This window comes from Exiguobacterium sp. s129 (genome assembly GCF_018617585.1).
Taxonomy (GTDB): domain Bacteria; phylum Bacillota; class Bacilli; order Exiguobacteriales; family Exiguobacteriaceae; genus Exiguobacterium; species Exiguobacterium aestuarii_A.
Genome location: NZ_JACSKL010000039.1, coordinates 1 through 365, shown reverse-complemented (window position 1 = coordinate 365; position 365 = coordinate 1). Strand labels below are relative to the sequence as shown.

1 protein-coding gene is annotated in these 365 nt (G+C 61.9%); it reads right to left on the bottom strand.

What is annotated here, in order from left to right:
- Nucleotides 1–365: transposase (locus tag KNO92_RS15050; RefSeq protein ID WP_214761901.1), on the bottom strand; the 365-nt coding region annotated here is incomplete at both ends.

Here is a 365-nt window from a genome sequence, read left to right as displayed (position 1 = left end):
TCCGTCGTCTGATAGGTGAGGCGCTGTCGCGCCGGACAGAGATAAGCATCCTCTTCCGGCAGGTACGTGTACCGGGTCTTGCGGAACATCCCTTTCTTCCCGCCGAAGCGCCTCCGGGCGATGACCCCGAAGATGCCCCGTTCGACGAGCGCCTTCGCGATCCCGGTCGTGAAGTAGCCGGCATCGAGCGCGACCGCCTCGAGCGGGAAACGGAAACGTTCGAGGACATGGTCGAGCCGATCCAGATAGACGGTGCTGTCCGACACGTTCCCGGGTGTGACGTGTACATCGACGATGAAATTGTGCTTGGCGTCGACCGTCCGATGGGCCAGCCAGAAAAAGCCTTCCGGCTTCTGGTCGCGATA